Genomic DNA, 20,695 nt, shown 5'->3' with positions numbered 1-20,695 from the left:
GTGGTCAGGAAATGCACGATATCACGAATGACCACGGTCAGAAAATGGCAAAATCAGGAGAGTGACATGGCAAGACGCATTCTTGTCCTCGACGGGCATCCAGGCGCGGACAGTCTGTGCGGGGCGATCGCCCAAGCCTATGCGGAGGCTGCCGAGGCGGCCGGAAGCGAGGTCCGCGTGCTGCGGCTTGGCGAGATGGACTTCGACATCGACATGGAAAGCGGCTACGGCAGCAAGAAGCCGCTGGAACCTTGTCTGGAGGAGGTGCAGGACGCCCTGACGTGGTGCGAACACCTGGCAATCGCCCATCCGTTGTGGTGGGGCGGGGTGCCGGCCAAGCTGAAGGGGCTGTTCGATCGTGTCCTGCTGCCGCGCTTCGCCTATTCCTACGAAAAGGGCAAGGCGCTGCCGACCCCGCATCTGACAGGCCGGACGGCCGAGGTGCTCGTCACCGCCGATACGCCGCGCTGGTATCTCTATCTGGTCATCCACGCGCCCGGTTACAGGGTGATGCGCAAGCAGATCCTGGGCTTTTGCGGGTTTCGCAAGATCCGTTTCCGGACCTTCTCGCCGGTGCAGGGCTCCAGCGAACAGGACCGTCGCGGGTTTCTGGCACGTGCCGCCAGGCTTGGCCGGGCCGCGTGAGCGACGTGGCGCTCAGCTGTCGCCGTCGCCGAACCAGCCGAAGACGGTCAGGTCGAGCGTGGCGTTGGCGACACGTTCGCGGCTCGTCAAAAGGACCTGCCCGCCACGATGCCTGTAAAACCGCAGCGCGTCCTCATTGTCGCGCAGCACCCTGACGGCGAGACCCGACATGCGCGAGCGCACCAGCGCGCCGCGGGCTGCGTGAAACAGCTCCGTGCCGAAACCGAGCCCCTGGTGGTCGGGGCGGATGTAGAGTTCGTAGATCTCGCCCTCGAAGGGGAGTTCGCGCATGCGCGAGCGGCCGAAAGTGGCATAGCCGGCGGGCGTGCCGCCCACATGCAGGATCTGGATCTGCACACCGCGCGACAGGGCCCGACGCCACCACTGCGGCCCCCGTTTGGAAATCATCCGCTCCAGTTCGCGTCCGTCGATGAGGCCGCGATAGGTCGCGCGCCACGCCTCCTCGTGCACGCAGGCGAGGGCGTGGGCATCGTCATGGCGCGCGGGGCGCAGGGCAATCAGGCCGAGGCTCATGGATGAATAATACCCCTGATTCCCGAAACGCAAAAGATGGCGGCGACCGCGCGGTCGATCGACCATCGGAAAATCATCGGAAAACCATCGGAGAAGCAAGTTGCGAGAAGCGGAAAACGCCCCTGAAACGGGAAAAGGGCCGGCGTAAAGCCGGCCCTTCCGGTTGCATACGCGTCCCTTGCGGGACCGGGATCATGAACAGCAAAACCCCGGGGGGCTGGGGGGCTGTTGCGTACCGAAGTTTCGCGTTTCGATGATCCGTCTGCAACGATCGTAAGATCGCTGTCCAAGATGGCATCGTCGGGGCTGTATTGGGGCGAAATCGTGAAATCGACAGGCAGCGAACAAGCCTGCTGGCAAACGTTGCTTGCCAAAGCGCAAGGCGGCGGACCATCATGACGAAACGGTGACGTTTCGACTGTCGGCGGGGACTGCGGGCCGCCGGAAACCGAGGCATCCCCGATGGAATGCAGCGACATGTCGGGGACGGCTTCCGGCGGGGTTTCAGGCAGGGAGGCGCAATGAGCGAGTTCGACGAGGAAGCATCCCGTTTCGGCGCGGGGTCCGCTCAGAATGCCTCCGCCGATGGCGCATCGGGCGGCGGCTGGCAGGCTCCGCAGGCTCCGTTCATCGCATTTCATCGCCGTGAGCTCGATCTCATCCTGCGGGTTTACGGTCACAGGGTCGCCTCCGGAGAATGGCGCGACTACGCCATCGACCATCTGAAGGACAGGGCGGTGTTCTCGATTTTCCGACGGGCGTCGGAAATGCCGCTGTTTCGGGTCGAAAAGGTTCCAAGGAACGCCCGGCGGCAGGGGGCCTATGCGGTCGTCGGCGCCGGCGGTACGATCCTGAAGCGCGGCGCGGATCTGGCACAAGTGCTCAAGGTGTTCGACAAGAAGCGGCACTTGAGCGTCGTGTGACGCGACCACTGGCCGCGTTTACCGGGCAGGCCGTCGGTTCGGTCCGGCGGAGGGTGGCGAGACATGAAAAAGGCGCGGGGTGGGTCCCGCGCCTTTTCGTCATTTCGGATCGCTCGAACGCCAGAGGCGTTCGGCTTTCAAGGGCGCGCGATCACTCGCGGTTGCCGAAGAGCTGCAGCAGCATCAAGAAGAGGTTGATGAAGTCGAGGTACAGACGCAGCGCGCCCATGATCGACTTCTTGGTGGCCACTTCCGCGCCGTCGTTGCCGTCGTACATTTCCTTGATCTGCTGCGTGTCATAGGCGGTAAGGCCGGCAAACACCAGCACGCCGATCACCGAGATGGCGAACTGCAGGGCCGAAGAGACCAGGAAAATGTTGACGATCGAGGCGAGCACGATGCCGATCAGTCCCATGAACAGGAACGATCCCCAGCCCGACAGGTCCTTCTTCGTCGTGTAGCCATAGAGGCTCAGCGCGCCGAAGGAGGCGGCGGTGATGAAGAACACGCGTGCGATCGAGCCGCCCGTGTAGACCAGGAAGATCGACGACAGCGACACGCCCATCACAGCTGCGAAGGCCCAGAAGGTGGTCTGCGCCGTGGAGGCGCTCATCGACTGGACCTTGAAGCTGAGGAAGAACACCATGGCGAGCGGTGCCAGCATGACCACCCACTTGAGCGGGCTGCCGTAAAGCGTGGCGCCAAGCTGGGTCAGCATGATGCCGTTGCCGAACTGTGCTGCGGCCTGCGAGGGATCCTGCGTCGTCGCCATCCAGGCGGTCGCGAGCGCCAGCACGCCCGTGATGCCAAGGCCGAGCGCCATGTAATTGTAAACGCCCAGCATGTAGGCGCGAAGGCCCTCATCATAGACGCCGGCCCCTGCGCGCGCGCCGGCCGCGTTATACCCTACGTTGGAATTGCGGTCGAAGGTCGACATCGAAATCCTCTCCATCCTCTCGTGGACCGTCCGCGACATCGCGTCGGCGGGCCGATTTGCCCTGTCTCACACGTATGGTCGTTCAAACGTGTGTTCTGTCTTAAAATCACCTGACAGATACGCGAGATCGCACCAATTAAGGCGGATTACGTACAGGCCTTCGTGAATATGGGCACTGGCGAACGCGCGAACAAGGTGCAATCGGACCAAAACACATTACCGATCTGTCATGATCGGCAAAGGACAGACGGGTCGCCAATCCGACCCGTCTGCACGGTTTAGGCTATTTCATCGCCTTGAGGCGCGAGGCGATCTGCCGGTCGCAGGTCCCGCCAGGCCAGCGCACGATTTCCTCGCGGGCGAAATCCAGGATTTCCTTCTTGGGATCGACCATGGTTTCCGGCGTGACGCCCGGCTTGAACCATTGCAGCACGGCATAGTCGCCGCCACCGTCCGTCAGGAAGGCAACCGGCTGCCCGTCTTCGACGATGCCGAGACGTCCGACGCGCACCGGCGTCACTTCCACGGCGCGAGTCGTGCCGTCGATGGTCATCTTCGACTTCGACAGGCGCAGGGACTTGAAGGAGGCAGCCGAGGTGCCGGTCCATCGGCCGAACAGGCGCTCGCCCTTGTTCTCGACCGACAGGCAGGAGTTCTTGTAGTTGGGGATCGACAGCCGCTTTGCCGGGTACTCCACCGGCTCGACGCCCTTGGCGAAGGTGGTGAATTTCATTTCGTGTTCGCCGGTGCGATAGACGCGGATCTGGACGGGATCGTAAGTGGCCTGACCGAGGCGACGTGTCAGGAAATCGAACTGGTTGAGATCGTTTGTGCCGGCCTTGCGGTAGAGCCAGACCGCGGGAAGGCCGTTTTCGAACACCAGCCAGTCGCTCACCACCAGACCGCGAGGGCCGGTCGGTTCGTTGACCTGCCATACGCCGGTGTGAAAGGGCGATTCCGCTGCGCCTGGAGCGGTCATGCCGGCGAGTGCGGCGGAACCGATGGCAAGCGCGAGCGCCGCGCTCCTGAGTTTGCAAAGGATCATGAAAACGTGTCTCCGGGCTTGGTCCTGGTTTTCGGGGCGCGGGCGCCCCCATCGGGTTTTCGGACAATATCCCGGCGCACGCCAAATGGCACCCTTGGCCGCATGAAATCTGACCGGTTGTGGATGGCGTGCCGTTTTCAAAGATTGCGCAGGACCGATGCGGGCTTGCGCCCCAGGACCCGCCAGGTGCCGACCAGCCCGAAACCGACGGTCAGGACAAGCGCGGCGATCGCCGCACCGATGGCGGTCGCCGGCAGAAAGACGAACTGGCTGTCCATCACCTGCACGAGAACGAAAGAGGCGGCGAGCGCGCCGGCGACGACGGCGAAGGTGGCGGTCACAAGCCCGAGGGCCGCGTATTCGATCACGAAACTTGCGATCAGACGCATCCGCGTTGCCCCCAGCGTCTTCAGGATCACCGCGTCATACACCCGGTGCCGGTGCCCGGCGGCAAGGGCCCCGCCCAGCACGAGCACGGAGGAGATCAGCGTAACCGAGGCGGCCGCGCGGATCGCCCAGGCAAGCTGTTCGACCAGCGCGTTCACCTGCGCGATCGCGTCCTTTACCCGGATCGAGGTGACGGTCGGGAATTCGTTCGCAACCGTTTTCAGCAGCGCGAGTTCGTCTTTCTGCGTCCCGCCGTCGGGATAGGTCAGCGTCCGCAAATGGGTGTGCGGCGCGCCGGCGAAGGTGTTGGGGGAAAACACCATGACGAAGTTGATCGAGAGCGATTCCCAGTCGACGCGCCGGAAATTGGCGATTTCCGCCGTGATGTTGCGGCCAAGCACATTGACCGTCACCGTGTCGCCGATCTTCAGGCCAAGCTCGCCGGCCACTTCGCTTTCGAAGGAGACGAGGTTCGTGCCCGTGTGGTCGGCCGCCCACCATTCGCCGTCCGTCAGCGTCGTGTTGTCAGGCTTTTCTCCCGCGTATGTGATGCCGCGGTCGCCGCGCAGCGCCCAGCCACCGCCCCGCGGCGTCTCGATCTCCGAGCTCGGCACATCGTTGATGGCGGCGATGCGGCCGCGCAGCATCGGCGCGCCGTCGATCGTGGCCGTTGGCGCTTCGCTTGAAAGCAGCGCATCGAAGGCGTCGCGCTCGCTGTTCTGGACATCGAGGAAGAAGAAACTGGGGGCCTCGCGGGCGATGGTCGCGCCCAGTTCGCGGCGCAGGTTTCCGTCGATCAGCGCCAGCGTCACCAAAAGCGAAAGCCCGAGACCGAGCGACAGCACCACGGACGGGGTGAGGGCGCCGGGGCGGTGAATGTTGCCGAGCGCCAGGCGCAATTCCGCGCCGCGCGGGCGCGGCAGGCGGCGGGCGCCGGCCATGATGGCGCGCGCGATCAGCGACAGCAGCAGGAAGACGGCCGCCGTCGCCCCGACGTAGACCAGCGAGATGCGCGTATCGCCCGACAGCCAGATGGCAAGGCTTGCAAGCACGGTGACCGCCACGGCGGTTCCGACGATGTAGCGCTTGCGCGGCCAGCGGTGGCGGGTGCTGACGTCGTCGCGAAACAGAAGGCGCGGCGGCACGTCATGCGCCCGGCCAAGTGGCCAGAGCGCGAAGGCGAGCGCGGTCAACGCCCCGTAGAGAACGCCAAGCCCGAGCTCGGCCGGATAGATCGAGGCGATCGCCTGCACCGGCAGGATGGTCGCGAGGAACCCTTGCGTTGCGAAGGGGATTGCCGCGCCCAGCACAAGGCCGCAGGCGATGCCAAGCCCGGTCAGCATCAGGATCTGGATGAGATAGACGCGAAAGACGAAGCCGCCGTCGGCGCCGACACAGCGAAAGGTGGCGATCACCGGACGCTTGGCATCGAGGAAGGAGCGCACCGCATTGGCGACACCGACGCCGCCGACGAGCAGTGCGGTCATGCCGACGAGGCTGAGGAATTGCGCCAGCCGGCCGATGTTGCGCTGGAGGCCCGGCGCCGCATTGGCCCGCGAGCGAATGCGCCAGCCGGCCTCGGGGAATGCCTCTTCCGCTTCTTCGACGATGGCGTCGAGCCGGGCAGGGTCATTCAGGCGGACCCGGTAGTGCTGGCGCACGAGGCTTCCCGGCTGCACCAGTCCGCTCGCCGTGATGGCCGCATTGGCGACGATCACCCGGGGGCCGAAGTTCAGCCCGTCGCTGAGGCGGTCCGGCTCGACCTCGATGGTGTCGGAGACGGTGAGCGTTGCGCGGCCGAGCGACAGCGTGTCACCGACCGAAATACCCAGGCGGACCAGAAGTTCCGGTTCGACGACGGCGCCGAAGGTCTCCCCCGTCGCTGCGATGGCCGGTTCCAGCGCGCCGCCGGCAGTGAGGTCCATCTCGCCGAAGAGCGGATAGGCGTCGTCGACGCCCTTGACTTCGACCAGTGTCTGTTCGCCGGACTGGCCGTCCGGGCCCGGCGCGCGCGCCATGGCGCGCAACGTGGAGATCCGTGACACCGCGCCCAGGCTCTCGATAAAAGCGTACTCCTCTGGCGTGGCCTGCCGGTGGATCAGGCGGAAGGAAAGATCGCCGCCGAGGATCGTCGTGCCTTCCGCGGCGATGCCCTCCACCAGGGAGCGCGAGACGGAGGTGACGCCGGAAATGGCGGCCACGCCAAGTGCGATGCAGGCAATGAAGATGTAGAACCCCTTCAGCCCGCCGCGCATCTCGCGCAGCGCAAAACGAAACGCCAGCGCCCAACCCGGGCGGAACGCGGACGCCTGTCCGGCGACGAAAGCCGTCATGCCTCAGGCCTCCTGCGCGGCGGGCGCGCGGGTCTCGACCGTCTCGATATGGCCGGAGCGCACGCGGATCGCGGTGTCGCAACGCTGGGCGAGGGCGGCATCATGGGTCACCAGTACCAGCGTCATGCCGCGCTCGCGGGTCGCCTCGAACATCAGCTCGACGATCTGCGCGCCGGTCTTTTCATCCAGGTTTCCGGTCGGCTCGTCGGCCAAAAGCAGCGGCGGGCGCGTCACCAGCGCGCGGGCGATTGCCACGCGCTGCTGCTCGCCACCGGACATTTGCGCCGGATAGTGGTCGACACGTGTTTCGAGCCCGACGGCGGCCAGTTCCGCCCGCGCCGCCTTGAAGGCGTCGGCATGTCCGGCAAGCTCCAGCGGCACGGCGACGTTTTCCAGTGCCGTCATGTTGGGGATCAGGTGAAACGACTGGAAGACGATGCCGATGGAGCGGCCGCGAAAGCGGGCGAGATCGTCTTCGGACATGGCGGTCAGATCGGCGCCCTCGACCAGGACGCTGCCGCTGTCGGCGCGTTCCAGTCCGGCCATCACCATGAGAAGGGTCGACTTGCCCGACCCCGACGGCCCGACGATGCCGACCGTTTCGCCGGTGGCGATATCGAGCCCGACGCCCTTGAGGATGTGGACGCGGCCGGCATCGTGACCCAGGCTGAGATGAACGTCCTTGAGCGAAATCAGCGGAGCCGGGTCTGGTCGGTCGGTCATGCACTGCCCTATATATTGCGGAACGGAAGAGGCGGGGTCGGCTCGAGTGTCCGCGCGCCGGATTGTCTACGGAACGCTTTGTTCGATATGGGACCCTACGCTGTCGACGTCCAGAGGATCAGTCCAGGTGATACGATTTGATACAGTTTTGCGTGCCCTTGCCATCGTCGCGATGCTGACCGGCGTGGCCCGGGCGGAGGGGGACGCAATGAAGATCGTCGCGCTCGGCGACAGCCTGACGGCCGGCTACCAGCTGCCGCCGCAGGCCGCCTTTCCCGTCCAGCTGGAAGCGGCGCTCAAGGCGCGCGGCCATCATGTCGAGGTTGTCAACGCGGGCGTGTCCGGCGACACGACGTCGGGCGGGCTGGCCCGGCTCGACTGGTCGGTCGGGGAGGATGCGGACGCGGTGATCGTGGAACTCGGCGCCAACGACGCCTTGCGCGGGCTGCCTGTTTCATCGGTGCGCAAGAACATCGACGCCATCGTTTCTCGCCTCTATGCGCGCGGGGTGCCGGTGCTTCTGGCCGGCATGCGCGCGCCGCGCAACATGGGCGAGGACTACAGCACGGACTTCGACGCGGTCTTTCCCGATGTGGCGGAAAAATACGGCGCGCTGCTCTATCCGTATTTTCTGGAGGGCATTCCCATGTCAAAAGAGACGGTTCTGCCGGATGGCATGCATCCGACACAAAAGGGCGTGGCGCTCATCGTTCAGGGGATCCTGCCAAAGGTCGAAGCCTTGATCGAACGCGCGCGTGCCACCGGCGGGTGAGGGCGCGCGGTTGACCGCAGGGGCATGCCTGCGCCAAAGTCCGCGATCCCTTTCAAGATCCTCCATCATCCGGACCCTTCAGTCCCGGATCCATCAACAAGAAAGAAACCGCATGGAAAAGCGCCGTCTCGGACGCACGGACATCCACGTTTCCAGCCTGTCGCTGGGAACCATGACCTTCGGCGAGCAGAACACGGAAGCCGAAGGCCACGCCCAGCTCGACATGGCGGTTGAGCGCGGCATCAACCTGCTGGATGCGGCCGAGCTCTACCCGATCCCGCCCAAGGCGGAGACGCAAGGCCGCACCGAGGAAATCATCGGCTCCTGGATGAAGGCGCGGGGCAATCGCGACAAGGTCGTGCTCGCCACCAAGATGGTGGGCCGCAGCACCAACACCTGGTTTCGCGACGGCGGTGTGAAGGCCAACCTCAGCCGCGCCCACGTCGAGGAGGCGGTCGACAAGAATCTGAAGCGCCTTCAGACCGACCATATCGACCTCTACCAGATCCACTGGCCCGACCGGAACGTTTCGGGTTTCGGCTCCAATCCGACGATCTGGCAGGATCCCGAGCCGCTCGCCGACGAGGTAGCGATCGAGGAAACGTTGTCGGCGCTTGCCGATCAGGTGAAAGCCGGAAAAATCCGTCACATCGGACTGTCCAACGAAAGTGCATGGGGCACGATGACCTGGCTGGCGGCCGCCGAACGGCTCGGCCTGCCGCGCGTGGTCTCGATCCAGAATGCCTATTCGCTGGTCAACCGGACCTATGAGATCGGGCTTGCCGAAATCGGCCTGCGCGAGGATGTCGGCCTCCTGGCGTATTCCGCGCTGGCCCAGGGCTATCTGACCGGAAAGTACCGCGACGGCGCCCGGCCGGCAGGCGCGCGCAAGACGTTGTTCGACCGTCTCAGCCGCTACGAGAAGCCCGGCGCGGAAGAGGCGATCAACGCCTATCTCGACCTTGCCGCGGAGCTTGGCATCGCACCGTCACAGCTCGCCATCGCCTTCGCCCGCTCGCGCAGCTTCATGACCTCTGTGATCATGGGCGCGACCTCGCTGACGCAGCTGGAGCATGATCTGGGTGCACTCGACGTCGAGATCACCGCGGAGATCGAGGAGCGGATCACGGCGATCTTCCAAAAGCACGGGTCTCCCTGCCCGTAAGGGCGCGGCCTGACGCGATTCGTCTGGCGCGGGCGGGGTCGGAAACGGCCTTCGCCCGTTTGCCGTTTGACCGCCAGGGGCTCTCAGGAGTTTGATCTTTTTCGGGTTTTCTTTTTTGATTGCAGTGGGCGGCGTTTCGCTGTCGAGATAGGACATCGGCGACAGAGGAGGGGATGCCATGCCTCGACTGTTCACCGGGCTTGAGATTTCCTCCCAGGCGGGTCTCATGCTCTCCCTTCTACGCGGCGGCCTTCGCGGTGCGCGCTGGATCGATCCCGAGAACTATCACATCACCCTGCGCTTCATCGGCGACGTCGACGATCCGACCGCCGACGAGATCGCGGATGCGCTGGCGCGCATTCGCCGAGATGCCGTCGAGATCCGCATCGACGGGCTCGGATCCTTCGGCAACGGCAAGCCGCATGCCGTGTGGGCGCGGGTCGAGCCCAACCGCGCGCTGATGGAGCTGCAGGGCGAGCAGGAACGCATCCTGCAACGGTTGCGCCTGCCGGCGGAGCGGCGCAAGTACATCCCCCATGTGACGCTGGCCCGGTGCCGCAGCGCGACCAACCAGGATGTCGCGCGCTGGCTGTCGGACCACGGCGGGTTCCAGGCACCGGCCTTCACCGCAGCGCGTTTCGTGCTGTTTTCCTCCCGCGCCAGCGTGGGCGGCGGTCCCTATCTGGTGGAGGAGGCCTATCCGCTGTCGGCGCGGGGCAGCGTGGGCGGCGGCTTCAACGCGGATGCCTTTGCCGACCACGACTTCGGTTAAGCCTTAAGTTGCAGCGCACAATTTCCGGCTTGCCTTTGGACGTGGCGCTTGCGATACAGCGCGCCAACGACCAATCGAGGAGCTTGATCCATGCGCATCGACGCCGTGCCGATCGGCAGCAATCCGCCTGAAGACATCAATGTGATCGTTGAGGTCTCGGTGGGCGGCGAACCGATCAAATACGAAATGGACAAGGAAGCGGGCGCGATGTACGTCGACCGCTTCCTGTATACGCCGATGCGCTATCCCGGCAATTACGGCTTCGTGCCGCACACGCTGTGCGGCGACGGCGATCCGGTCGACGTGATCGTCGCCAACCAGCGCCCGATCGTGCCCGGCGCGATCATGAACTGCCGCCCGATCGGCGTGCTTTTCATGGAAGACGAAGCCGGCATGGACGAAAAGCTGATCGCGGTACCGTCCTCCAAGCTGACCAAGCGCTACGACAATGTCGCGCATTTCGAGGACCTGCCGACGATCACCATCGAGCAGATCAAGCACTTCTTCGAGCACTACAAGGATCTGGAACCCGGAAAATGGGTGAAGATCGCGGGTTTCGGCGGTCCCGAGGACGCCAAGCGCATCATCCGCGAATCGATCGAGCGCGAGAACGCCCGCAAGGGTTGAGCTTGCGGTCCATGGCCAGAAATCGAACGGCCGGGTGCCTCGCGCGCCCGGCCGTTTTGTGCATCAGGCGTGGGCGAGCTGTTCGCGGATCAGCCGGCAGACAGCCTCCGGGATTTCCAGATGCGGCATGTGGCCGACGCGTTCGAAGACATGGGTCGCGACCTCTCCCGGCAACTTGTGCGACTGGCGGGTCGGCAGCACGCGGTCCTGCGTGCCCCAGACGATCTTGACGGGGACTTCCAGGCCGGCGAGTGCGTCGCGCGGCAACACCTTCTGCGTCTTGCCGTCGATCAACTGCTCGACGATGGCAATGAGCGCATCGCGCGCACCGGGACGGGCCCGCGCCTCGGCCGCCTGACGCGCGACGAACGGCGGCAGGTCGAACTCATAACCGAAAAACTGTTCCAGCAGCATTTCCAGTTCGCCCGCGTCGGTTGCCGCTGCGTAACGGCGCAGAAGACGGTGGTTGATCTCGAAGCCGAAACCGCCGGGCGCAAGCAGCGTGAGGCTGGCGATCCGCTCCGGCGCCTTGAGCGCGACGAGCACGGCGGTCGCCCCGCCCATCGAGTGGCCGACGAGATGCACCTTTTCCAGTCCGAGCGCGGCGAGCGACTGCCGCACGGCCCGTGCGGCGATCCCGGCACCGCCGATCTCCGGCCAGTCGAGCGCCTGCCCGTGTCCCGGAAGGTCGAAGGCCAGCGTCCGGCGGTGGGCGGCAAGCGGCGCTTGCACCAGTGACCAGCCTGCGGCATCGCCGCCGAAGCCGTGGAGGAGAACCACGGGGGCGCCTGCGCCGTGCGGACCGCTTTCGGTGAACGGCAGGCAGCCCGCCGGTGTCCGCTGTTCCATGCAATGTCTCCTGTTTCCAACGTTGCGACCTTGTTGCCACAGGCGGTGCGGCGAGGCGAGCGGAAAGCCCGACCGGCCGCCGCCGCAGCGCTGGCGCTTGACAGGCACAAGCCGGGGACGCACAAGATCCGGAACCGAATTTAAATCGATTGAATTTGAAAGGCTCACGGTGGCGGATCTTCTGTGCTTCGGCGAGGCAATGGTCGAGTTCAACCAGACGCAGGCCAATGGACCCTATGTCCAGGGCTTCGGCGGCGACACGTCCAACGTGGCCGTTGCGGCGGCCCGGCAGGGCGCGTCGGTCGGCTGCATCGGCGCGACGGGCGCCGACGTGTTCGGCGATCTGCTGCATGATTTGTGGCGGGCGGAAGGCATCGACAACCGACACATGGCGCGATGTACAGATGCGCCGACGGGGATTTATTTCGTCACCCACGGCGCGGATGGCCATGTCTTCACCTACCGCCGGGCGGGATCGGCCGCGAGCCTCGTGACGCCGCGGGACCTGCCGCGCGCGGCGCTGGAACAGACGCGGGTCCTGCATGTCTCGGCGATCAGCCAGGCGATTTCGCCAAGCGCCTGCGATGCCGTCTTCGAGGCGATCGGGATCGTGCGCGCCGCCGGCGGGCTCGTCTCCTACGACACCAACCTGCGCCTCAAGCTCTGGCCGCTGGCGCGTGCGCGCGCCATCGTCGCGCAGACCGCCGCCATGGCCGATATCGTCTTGCCGGGGCTTGACGATGCCCGGCTGTTGACTGGTCTGGACACGCCCGAGGAGATCGTGGCGCATTACCTCGGCGCCGGCGCGAAACACGTGGCGCTGACGCTTGGTGCCGAGGGCGTGCTTTATGCCGATGCGACCCGGATGGAGCGGATCGCGCCGCACAGGGTCGCCGCGGTCGATGCAACGGGGGCGGGCGATGCCTTCGACGGGGCGTTTCTGGCGGAGGTTCTCGCTGGCGTGGACGGGCTTTCCGCCGCGCGTCACGCCAATGCGGCGGCCGCGCTCGCCGTTTGCGGCTATGGTGCTGTTGCACCCTTGCCACAGCGCGGGGACGTCGTTGCGTTTCTGGAGCGCGGATCGCTGCCGACGGCCGGCCGTTCATAGTATTCTTACCCGCGATGCCGCAGGGTGACTGCGTGCGCCGCCGGCGGTGCGGTGGAATGCGGTTGGCCCGTCATGAAATGGACGGTGGTGAGATGGCGGTGAGGATGACAATGCGAATTTTCGGTTTGATGATGATGGCCGTGCTGGCCACGGCCATGACGCTTGGCCAGGCGTCGGCGGTGACGGAGCGTTATTTCGATCCGACCACCCGGAGCTGGCAGACCTACAAGATCACGCCGGAAGCGGCCGGCAAGATCGTTCGGGAGAAATTCAAGCGCACGACGGTGCGCTATCGCACGGGGGAAAAGCCCGGTTCGATCATCGTCGATACCGACGACCGCTATCTCTATTTCGTGCTGCCGGGCGGCAAGGCGGTGCGCTACGGCATCGGCGTCGGGCGCGAGGGCTTCGGCTGGTCGGGCAAGGAAAAGATCACCCGCAAGGCCAAGTGGCCGAGTTGGACGCCGCCGGCGGAAATGATCGTGCGCGAGCGCAAGAAGGGGCGCAACCTGCCGCGCTTCATGCCGGGCGGGCCAAAGAACCCGATGGGCGCGCGCGCGCTCTATCTCGGAGCCACCGAGTATCGTATCCACGGCACCAATGAGGACTGGTCGATCGGCCGGGCCGTTTCGTCGGGCTGCATCCGCATGCTCAACGAGGACGTGGAGGACCTCTACAACCGCGTGACCGTCGGCGCCCGCGTCACGGTGCTTTGAGCGCCGACTCGCTAAGGGCATAAAGCTCCACCGGGGTGGAGATGCCGTCGAGCGGATAGCGCCCGGCGGCGCGAAACCGCTCCGGCGCCTGAAGGGCGATCTCGGCGGTGACGAGAACCTCGGTGTCGAGGCGCTTCGTCATCGTCTCGATGCGGGCTGCGGCGTTCACCGTCGGGCCGATCACGGAAAACGTCAGGCGCTCCGCGACGCCGATGTTGCCGAATATCACCCGGCCCGAGGAAAGCGCCATTCCGCAGGCAAGCGGATGCGGCGTTTGCTTGCGCGCCGACGCGAGCCTGCGCCGGACCTCCGCGACGGCATCCATGGCGTTGCAGGCTGCGGCCTGAAGCCCCTGCTGGTCTATCGGGAAGACCGCCAGCACGGCATCCCCGATGAAGTCCAGCACCTCGCCGCCATGCGCGATCACAGCGCCTGCGGTTGCCTCGAAATAGGTGTTCAGATGCGCCAGATAGGCGTCGGGCGCCAACCGGTCGGCGAGCGCCGTCGATCCGCGCAGGTCGCTGTAGAAGATCACCGCGTCCAGTGTCTCGCCGTCGCCATGGCGAATGCGCCCGGAAATCACCTGCCCGCCGGCGCGCTTGCCGAGATAGGTCTCCGCGATGGTGCGGGCGATGCGGGACTGGACGTTGGCCCGGCAGGCAAGTGCCAGCCGCATCTGCAGGTAGTCGATCCGCTCGATGTCGTCCTCGGCGAAGCCGCCGGGCGTCCTCGTGCTCCAGGTGACGATGATGCCGGCGACGTCGAAGGGGTTGGAGCTCGGCAGGTCGAAGGGCGTCGAGATCACAAGGTAGTCGGTGAACCCCTGGTCGCGCAGTCCCCCCAGCATCGGGAATTCCAGGGGGGCGTTGCCATCGGCCAACCGCCGGCGCATGCGGGTTTCACGTGAGGTTAGCAGCGCGCGGATCGGACTGAGCAGCCAGTCGTCCGTATCGGGCTGGTCATGGGTGTGCAGGCCGTGGTCGACGGTCTCTCCCGGCAGCCACAGCGCGGTTTCCGCCTCGACCAGCGGATGCAGCGTCGACCACGACAGCAGCGCCCGGTCGACCGCGATGCCGGCTGCGCGCATGCGCTCGCAGGTTCCGGCGAACATCTGGCCGATGTCCGGCTGGCCGAGCGCCTCGCGGATCAGCCAGTCCTCGATGTCCTCGATCTCGGGAGATGTGCGCATGCGGACCTCCTCGTCACGGCGGACGATGCGTCCCGCTGCGTCATTGGTAGCGCGCCGCGATCCGTCCGATCAAGGAGTTCGGAGGGAAGGAGGCGTTCGTGTCGATGCCCGCGCGGCGCCACATCTCGTTGTAGCAATGCAGGAAGGCAGTCTCCGGGCCGAGGCGGGTTCGCGTCGACAGCAGCGCCTGCGGGCAGGCCCAGTAGTCGACCGGATTGGCGACCCGTGCCGCCAACAGGGTCGGCGCGACCGCCGGCCATTCGGTGACAAGCGTGGTCAGGAGCTTCGGGCCGCAGTCGCCCCACTTCAGACGGGCCGGGTCGTATCCCTCGGCAAAACGGAAGGCGAGATCGATCACGTCGCCCCTTCGCGGCACGGGATGGAAGATGACGTTGTTGTTGATTTGAACTCGGCGCTTTCCGCGAATGCGTTCGGTGACCAGAAAGCCGTCGGGGGCCGTGGTGCGCAACTCGTCTTCGGCAATCATGCAGAGGACGTCGGTGTCCGCCCACAAGCCGCCGTGGCGCGCGAGGACGGCATAGCGAAACAGGTTAGCAAAGCCGGCAAGGCTGCCGTTGGCATAGCGAAAAATGCGGTTTTCCGGCAGGATCTCGCGCGCCTCGCGCAGCGTCACGCCGTCGGGAGCGTTTGTCAGTCCCCCGTAGCTCCACAGCTGAAGATCGTAGCCGTGTGCCAGAAAACTCGCGCAGGAAATCTGCCCGAGACGGCAGAGCTCGCCCGCGACCCAGAGCATGTGTACGGTGACGGGCGCGGCAACGTCCTGTGTGGCGTCGGCGGCAGGCCGGCTCGCCAAGGGCTTCGCGGGCGTGCGGAGAGTGACAAGCGGCAGACCGGCGGGCGTCCGGAGTCGCAGGCCGGGAAGGTTTTGTCCCCGCGAACCGAAGGTCCTGTCGAGCGTTTGTCGGATCATTGCAAACCTGCCGCCCTTCAAAAGGTGCCGACAGCCCCGGCGGGTGCCCCGCCCGCCCGTGGTGAAGTCGGGCGGGGAAGCGATGCGCTGTCGTGATCAGGCCAAAGCGCCGTGGCAGTGCTTGTACTTCTTGCCGGAGCCGCAGGGGCAGGCCTCGTTACGTCGGACCTTGCCCCAGGTCGCGGGGTGCTGCGGGTCGCACGCCACCGGTGATGTACGTCACACAAGCTTCTTGATGAAAAAGAGCCAAGCGTCCATATCCATGTTCTTCTTGCGCGTTTTTTTGATCATCACCGAAATGTCGAAGCCGAACCAATCGCATAGCACATAGGGCATCACGTTCGGTCGTACGCCGAAGGGATCCATCTGAGATGAGCCCTTTGGTCCGTGTGCTTCCGTGTGCTCCAGAACGACGACCCCCCCCTTTTGGACTTGAGCCAGCCATGTAGTCAGTGCTTGCCGAGGCTTCCAGCTTTGATCCAGAGAATTTGAATAAACAAAGTCGAATTTTTCAATCCAATCTGGGTTTTCATCATGAAAATCCCATTCCACGGAATGATCGAATTGATTAGCAGTTTCGGAGATGTCGGTACCAATGCAATCGAAGGAGCAGGTTTTTCGAAAAAACGATTGTTCGAAACCGTTTCTGGATCCGTGACAGATCCCGCTTATGTCCTGCTTCTGCAGAAGCGTCTTTATGGTATCTGCCACCGTGCTGAGTGTTGTTTCATCAGACCAGATTCTCTCGATCTTCTTTTTGTTGAATTGTATCTGAGTTTGCTTGTATTGCTCGTAGTTATCGTATTCATGGAGATAAAAATCCACCAATTCTTCTTTGCTTACGATTTTCTTGCCGAAGCGGTCTAATATTTCATTAGTGCGCTTCAATATTGATCTTGAAATGTTCATTCGGCCTCGATATATTTAAACGCACAAGCGCTCGAGTATTTAATCATTCGATACGCGCTTTGGAGATTTACGACCTTAGGCAAGCGCGCCGTGGCAGTGCTTGTACTTCTTGCCGGAGCCGCAGGGGCAGGCCTCGTTGCGGCCGACCTTGCCCCAGGTCGCGGGATCCTTGGGATCGCGGGCGCGGCCGGCGGCCGGCGGACGGGCCTCGGCGGTTTCGAACTCGTTCTCGCCGGTCTGCGGATTGATGTGGCTTGCCTGCATTTCCGGCAGGTCCTCGTCGCCGGGAAGTTCGGGCGGCTGTTCCTGCACCAGTTCGACGCGCATCAGCTGGGCCGTGGTGGCCTGTCGCAGATTGGCGAGCATGCTCTCAAACAGCGTGAAGGCCTCGGTCTTGTACTCCTGCAACGGGTCGCGCTGGGCATAGCCGCGGAACCCGATGACGGACCGCAGGTGATCGAGGTTGGCAAGATGCTCGCGCCACAGGTGGTCGAGCGTCTGCAGCAGGACGGCCTTTTCGACCTGGCGCATGACATCCGGTGAATACTGGCCGACCTTGCGCGCCATGGCCTGGTCCGCTTCCTTCTTCAGCCGCTCGATCACTTCCTCGTCGGCGATGCCTTCTTCCTGCGCCCAGGCGACGACCGGCAGGTCCATGTTCAGAATCTGGCGCACTTCCGTCTGGAGGCCTTCGGTGTCCCATTGTTCGGGATAGGCCTTTTCGGGAATGTGCCGGGCGACAAGGCCCTCGATCACGTCGTGGCGCATGTCGGTCACGGTCTCGGCGATGGCCTCGCCGTCCATGAGTTCGATGCGCTGATCGAAGACGACCTTGCGCTGGTCGTTCATCACGTCATCGAACTTCAGCAGGTTCTTGCGGATGTCGAAGTTGCGCGCCTCGACCTTCTGCTGAGCCTTTGCCAATGCCCGGTTGATCCAGGGATGGACGATAGCCTCGCCCTCCTTGAGGCCGAGCTTCTGCAGCATGCCGTCCATGCGGTCGGAGCCGAAGATGCGCATCAGGTCGTCCTGCAGTGACAGGAAGAACTTGGAGCGGCCCGGGTCGCCCTGACGGCCTGAGCGGCCGCGCAACTGGTTGTCGATGCGCCGGCTCTCATGGCGCTCGGTGCCGATGACGAAGAGGCCGCCGCCGGCGATGGCGGTCTGCTTGCGCGCCTCGATCTCGGCGCGGATCTCGGTTTCGCGCGCGGTGCGGGCCTCGCCCTCTTCCATGCCCTCGAGTTCGTACTCGATGCGCATGTCGGCATTGCCGCCGAGCTGGATGTCGGTGCCGCGGCCGGCCATGTTGGTTGCGATGGTCACCGCGCCCGGGAGGCCGGCCTGCGAGATGATCGAGGCTTCCTGCTCATGGTAGCGCGCATTGAGAACCGCAAAGATGCGCGCCTTCTTGGCGTTGTGGTCGCCTTCCAGCAAGGGCTTGAAGGCATCCGGGTCGGTCACGTCCACCTGGCGGTAGCCGGCCTTCTTGAGGTTGGCCGCAAGCACCTCGGATTTTTCGATCGACGTGGTTCCGACAAGAATGGGCTGGCCGCGCGACTTGCATTCGTCGACGAGCTCGACGATGGCCTGGTACTTCTCCTCGACTGTGCGATAGACCTCGTCGTCGTCGTCGATGCGGCACACGGGAAGGTTCGTCGGGATCTCGACGACCTCGAGGCCGTAGATGTCGCCAAACTCCTCGGCTTCCGTCGAGGCGGTGCCGGTCATGCCGGCGAGCTTTTCGTAGAGGCGGAAGTAATTCTGGAAGGTGATCGAGGCCAGCGTCTGGTTTTCCGGCTGGATCGCGACCTTTTCCTTGGCTTCCAACGCCTGGTGCAGGCCTTCCGAATAGCGGCGGCCCGGCATCATGCGGCCGGTGAACTCGTCGATGATCACAACTTCGTTGTTGCGGACGATGTAGTCCTTGTCGCGCTGGAACAGCTTGTGCGCCTTTAGCGCCTGCTGCAGATGGTGAACGACGGAGACGTTCTCGACATCGTAGAGGTTCTCGCCCTTGAGCAGGTCGGCCTCGCGCAACAGCTTTTCGAGCTTTTCGTTGCCGGCTTCGGTGAAGGTGGCGGAGCGCTGCTTCTCGTCGAGCTCGAAATCGCTGTCCTCGATATTGGGAACGAAGGCGTCGATGGTGTTGTAGAATTCGCTGCGGTCTTCCAGCGGGCCGGAAATGATCAGCGGCGTGCGCGCCTCGTCGACCAGAATCGAGTCGACCTCATCGACGATCGCGAAGTTGTGGCCGCGCTGGGCCATCGAATCGCGCTCGTACTTCATGTTGTCGCGCAGATAGTCGAAGCCGAATTCGTTGTTGGTTCCGTAGGTCACATCCGCGGCATAGGCGACCTTTCGCTCCTCGTCCGTCAGGCCATGGACGATGACGCCGACGCTGAGGCCGAGGAAGCGGTAGATCCGGCCCATCCAGTCGGCATCGCGGCTTGCCAGATAGTCGTTCACGGTGACGACGTGGACGCCCTTGCCGGACAGCGCATTGAGATAGACGGCAAGGGTCGCCACCAGCGTCTTGCCCTCGCCGGTGCGCATTTCGGAAATCTGTCCGGCGTGAAGAACCATGCCGCCGATCAGCTGGACGTCATAATGCCGCTGGCCGAGAACGCGGTGCGAGGCTTCGCGTACGGTCGCGAACGCCGGTTCCAGGACGCTGTCGAGCGATGCGCCTTCGGCGACCTGCTTGCGGAAGTCCTCGGTGCGGGCGCGCAATGCGTCGTCACTGAGCGTCTTCAGCTCGTCTTCCATGGCGTTGATGGAGGCAACCCGTCCGCGCATCGTCTTGATACGACGTTCGTTTGCTGAACCGAAAAGCTTCTTGGCGATTGCGCCGAGGCCGGCCATGTGGCGGTCCTTATGCTTGCCGAGGGTGCCGCCAGCATCAGACATGGCGGCAATCCGGCGTTCGGATTGACGATACTTGGCGCCAGCCTCGCAACCGCCATATTGAGACGGGAGAGGAACACACGCCTTGCTGGGGTCGTCCGGCCAGTCGGCAGGGACGTTCGACAGATAAGAGGGGGTCCGGAGGTTGTCAACGCCGCGCGTTTTGCGCAAGTCTGCCGCCAGGCCGTGGCGGGGACGTCTGCGTTGCCGACGCGAGGGCTTGTCCGCCCCTGCGAATGCCGGGCGGGGTGGTATCCGCAGCCCCCGATGCGCATATGCAAATGCCGAGCAGGCATTGCGATCAAACAAGAGGATTACAGCATGACACCCAGATTTGCCGCGACACTGCAGCGCGCCGCCGTTGCTTTTGCGTTTGCCTCGGCCCTCGGCCTTTCCGGGGCGCAAGCGCAGGAGCCGGGCGACACGGTCGCCACGGTCGGGGACAGCGTCATCACCGAGGCGGACATCGCATTTGCCTCGCAGGACTTCTCGAAACAGCTTGCGAATGTGCCGCCGGCCCAGTGGCGCCAGGTCCTGACCGATATTGTCGTCGACATGCAACTTATGGCCAATGCGGCGAAAGACGCCGGCATCGACACGGAAGACGACTTCGAGCGGCAGGTCGAATTCCTTACGATGCGCGCCCTGCGCAATGCCTTCCTGGTTCGCGAAGTGGAAAACAAGGTCACGGACGAGCAGGTTCAGGCCGCCTACGACAAGGAATTCGCCGATTACGCCGGCGAGGACGAGCGCAAGGCGCGTCACATCCTGCTGGAAACCAGGGACGAGGCCGAGGCCGTCATCGCGGCGCTCGAAGAGGGCGGCGACTTCGCCGAACTGGCCAAGGAAAAATCCACCGGCCCCTCCGGTTCCAACGGGGGCGACCTCGGGTATTTCGCGCGCGGGCGCATGGTCAAGGAATTCGGGGAAGCCGCCTTCGCGCTCGAGGTTGGGGAATTCACCAAGGAACCGGTGCAGACGCAGTTCGGCTGGCACGTGATCAAGGTCGAGGACGCTCGCAAGCAGCCGGCGCCGGAGCTTGCGGATGTGCGTGACCGTTTGCGCCAGGACCTGCTTCGTGCCCGTTATGCCGAAGTCATGGACGGCCTGAAGGCGAAGACAACCATCGAGGTCGTCGCCGAGGAGCCTGCCGCCGAAGGTGAGACCCCCGACGCGGCTCCGGCCGGCGAGGATGCCGCCAAACAGTAGTTTGACAGACCGGATCA

General features: G+C 64.5%; 19 protein-coding genes and 1 pseudogene. 9 read left to right on the top strand and 11 right to left on the bottom strand.

Features of this window, described 5'->3' with window-relative positions:
* The first annotated feature begins 66 nt into the window (after nucleotides 1–66).
* A complete protein-coding gene (locus tag BLU32_RS16405) occupies nucleotides 67–645 on the top strand; it encodes an NAD(P)H-dependent oxidoreductase (protein ID WP_093811185.1) in 579 nt (192 codons plus the stop codon).
* 12 nt (nucleotides 646–657) lie between these two features.
* Here the strand turns inward: BLU32_RS16405 and BLU32_RS16400 are convergent, their stop codons facing one another.
* A complete protein-coding gene (locus tag BLU32_RS16400) occupies nucleotides 658–1,179 on the bottom strand; it encodes a GNAT family N-acetyltransferase (protein WP_093811183.1) in 522 nt (173 codons plus the stop codon).
* Nucleotides 1,180–1,700: 521 nt separating this feature from the next.
* Between BLU32_RS16400 and BLU32_RS16395 the strand changes: the two genes are divergently transcribed.
* Nucleotides 1,701–2,102: a DUF2794 domain-containing protein gene (locus BLU32_RS16395; protein ID WP_093811181.1), complete on the top strand. Its 402-nt coding sequence runs from the start codon at nucleotides 1,701–1,703 to the stop codon at nucleotides 2,100–2,102.
* 151 nt (nucleotides 2,103–2,253) lie between these two features.
* Here the strand turns inward: BLU32_RS16395 and BLU32_RS16390 are convergent, their stop codons facing one another.
* From BLU32_RS16390 to BLU32_RS16375, 4 genes are all read right to left on the bottom strand, one after another.
* Nucleotides 2,254–3,039, bottom strand: a complete 786-nt coding sequence (locus BLU32_RS16390; protein WP_093811179.1) for a Bax inhibitor-1/YccA family protein — start codon at nucleotides 3,037–3,039, stop codon at nucleotides 2,254–2,256.
* 283 nt (nucleotides 3,040–3,322) lie between these two features.
* The gene (locus BLU32_RS16385; RefSeq protein WP_093808703.1) at nucleotides 3,323–4,084 is read right to left on the bottom strand and encodes a hypothetical protein; all 762 of its coding nucleotides are present in this window, start codon (nucleotides 4,082–4,084) and stop codon (nucleotides 3,323–3,325) included.
* A 137-nt stretch (nucleotides 4,085–4,221) separates the two neighbouring features.
* Nucleotides 4,222–6,804: an ABC transporter permease gene (locus tag BLU32_RS16380; RefSeq protein WP_093808701.1), complete on the bottom strand. Its 2,583-nt coding sequence runs from the start codon at nucleotides 6,802–6,804 to the stop codon at nucleotides 4,222–4,224.
* Nucleotides 6,805–6,807: 3 nt separating this feature from the next.
* Nucleotides 6,808–7,527 (bottom strand): ABC transporter ATP-binding protein, encoded by a 720-nt coding sequence (locus tag BLU32_RS16375; protein ID WP_093808699.1) that lies wholly within the window; start codon nucleotides 7,525–7,527, stop codon nucleotides 6,808–6,810.
* A gap of 127 nt (nucleotides 7,528–7,654) precedes the next feature.
* Here BLU32_RS16375 and BLU32_RS16370 point away from each other — a divergent pair, with 127 nt between their 5' ends.
* The 4 genes from BLU32_RS16370 to ppa all read left to right on the top strand — a co-directional run bounded on the left by BLU32_RS16370 (nucleotide 7,655) and on the right by ppa (nucleotide 10,863).
* Nucleotides 7,655–8,299 carry an arylesterase gene (locus BLU32_RS16370; RefSeq protein ID WP_244501725.1) on the top strand — a complete coding sequence of 215 codons (645 nt, stop codon included), beginning with the start codon at nucleotides 7,655–7,657 and terminating at the stop codon, nucleotides 8,297–8,299.
* Nucleotides 8,300–8,411: 112 nt separating this feature from the next.
* Nucleotides 8,412–9,464, top strand: coding sequence for an aldo/keto reductase (locus BLU32_RS16365; RefSeq protein WP_093808695.1), 1,053 nt, complete (start codon nucleotides 8,412–8,414; stop codon nucleotides 9,462–9,464).
* Nucleotides 9,465–9,642: 178 nt separating this feature from the next.
* On the top strand, nucleotides 9,643–10,236 hold the full coding sequence (thpR, locus tag BLU32_RS16360) for an RNA 2',3'-cyclic phosphodiesterase (RefSeq protein WP_093808693.1): 594 nt from the start codon (nucleotides 9,643–9,645) through the stop codon (nucleotides 10,234–10,236).
* A gap of 90 nt (nucleotides 10,237–10,326) precedes the next feature.
* Nucleotides 10,327–10,863: an inorganic diphosphatase gene (ppa, locus tag BLU32_RS16355; RefSeq protein WP_093808691.1), complete on the top strand. Its 537-nt coding sequence runs from the start codon at nucleotides 10,327–10,329 to the stop codon at nucleotides 10,861–10,863.
* A gap of 63 nt (nucleotides 10,864–10,926) precedes the next feature.
* On the opposite strand, the gene BLU32_RS16350 is transcribed toward ppa, so the two are convergent.
* Complete coding sequence (locus tag BLU32_RS16350) at nucleotides 10,927–11,712, bottom strand: alpha/beta fold hydrolase (RefSeq protein ID WP_093808689.1); 786 nt, start codon at nucleotides 11,710–11,712, stop codon at nucleotides 10,927–10,929.
* A 169-nt stretch (nucleotides 11,713–11,881) separates the two neighbouring features.
* On the opposite strand from BLU32_RS16350, the gene BLU32_RS16345 reads away from it, so the two are divergent.
* Both BLU32_RS16345 and BLU32_RS16340 read left to right on the top strand, forming a co-directional pair.
* Nucleotides 11,882–12,820, top strand: a complete 939-nt coding sequence (locus BLU32_RS16345; protein WP_244501724.1) for a sugar kinase — start codon at nucleotides 11,882–11,884, stop codon at nucleotides 12,818–12,820.
* Nucleotides 12,821–12,924: 104 nt separating this feature from the next.
* Entirely contained in the window at nucleotides 12,925–13,536 is a 612-nt protein-coding gene (locus tag BLU32_RS16340) for a L,D-transpeptidase (protein ID WP_244501723.1), read from the top strand.
* Here the strand turns inward: BLU32_RS16340 and BLU32_RS16335 are convergent.
* The 5 genes and pseudogenes from BLU32_RS16335 to secA all read right to left on the bottom strand — a co-directional run bounded on the left by BLU32_RS16335 (nucleotide 13,523) and on the right by secA (nucleotide 19,427).
* Nucleotides 13,523–14,725 (bottom strand): adenylate/guanylate cyclase domain-containing protein, encoded by a 1,203-nt coding sequence (locus BLU32_RS16335; RefSeq protein ID WP_093808685.1) that lies wholly within the window; start codon nucleotides 14,723–14,725, stop codon nucleotides 13,523–13,525. The two genes, BLU32_RS16340 and BLU32_RS16335, sit on opposite strands and share 14 nt — an antisense overlap.
* A gap of 40 nt (nucleotides 14,726–14,765) precedes the next feature.
* On the bottom strand, nucleotides 14,766–15,656 hold the full coding sequence (locus BLU32_RS16330; RefSeq protein WP_093808683.1) for a hypothetical protein: 891 nt from the start codon (nucleotides 15,654–15,656) through the stop codon (nucleotides 14,766–14,768).
* Nucleotides 15,657–15,752: 96 nt separating this feature from the next.
* Nucleotides 15,753–15,854, bottom strand: a pseudogene (locus BLU32_RS22595) (SEC-C metal-binding domain-containing protein); the annotation flags it as partial.
* A gap of 21 nt (nucleotides 15,855–15,875) precedes the next feature.
* Nucleotides 15,876–16,565 carry a hypothetical protein gene (locus tag BLU32_RS16320; protein WP_093808679.1) on the bottom strand — a complete coding sequence of 230 codons (690 nt, stop codon included), beginning with the start codon at nucleotides 16,563–16,565 and terminating at the stop codon, nucleotides 15,876–15,878.
* A 75-nt stretch (nucleotides 16,566–16,640) separates the two neighbouring features.
* Nucleotides 16,641–19,427 carry a preprotein translocase subunit SecA gene (gene secA / locus BLU32_RS16315; RefSeq protein ID WP_093808677.1) on the bottom strand — a complete coding sequence of 929 codons (2,787 nt, stop codon included), beginning with the start codon at nucleotides 19,425–19,427 and terminating at the stop codon, nucleotides 16,641–16,643.
* A 363-nt stretch (nucleotides 19,428–19,790) separates the two neighbouring features.
* On the opposite strand from secA, the gene BLU32_RS16310 reads away from it, so the two are divergent.
* Nucleotides 19,791–20,678 carry a peptidylprolyl isomerase gene (locus BLU32_RS16310; RefSeq protein WP_093811175.1) on the top strand — a complete coding sequence of 296 codons (888 nt, stop codon included), beginning with the start codon at nucleotides 19,791–19,793 and terminating at the stop codon, nucleotides 20,676–20,678.
* The last annotated feature ends 17 nt before the right edge of the window (nucleotides 20,679–20,695 follow it).

The organism is Stappia sp. ES.058 (genome assembly GCF_900105595.1).
In the GTDB taxonomy this organism is placed as follows: Bacteria; Pseudomonadota; Alphaproteobacteria; order Rhizobiales; family Stappiaceae; genus Stappia.
This window is presented reverse-complemented; position numbering and strand designations above follow the sequence as displayed.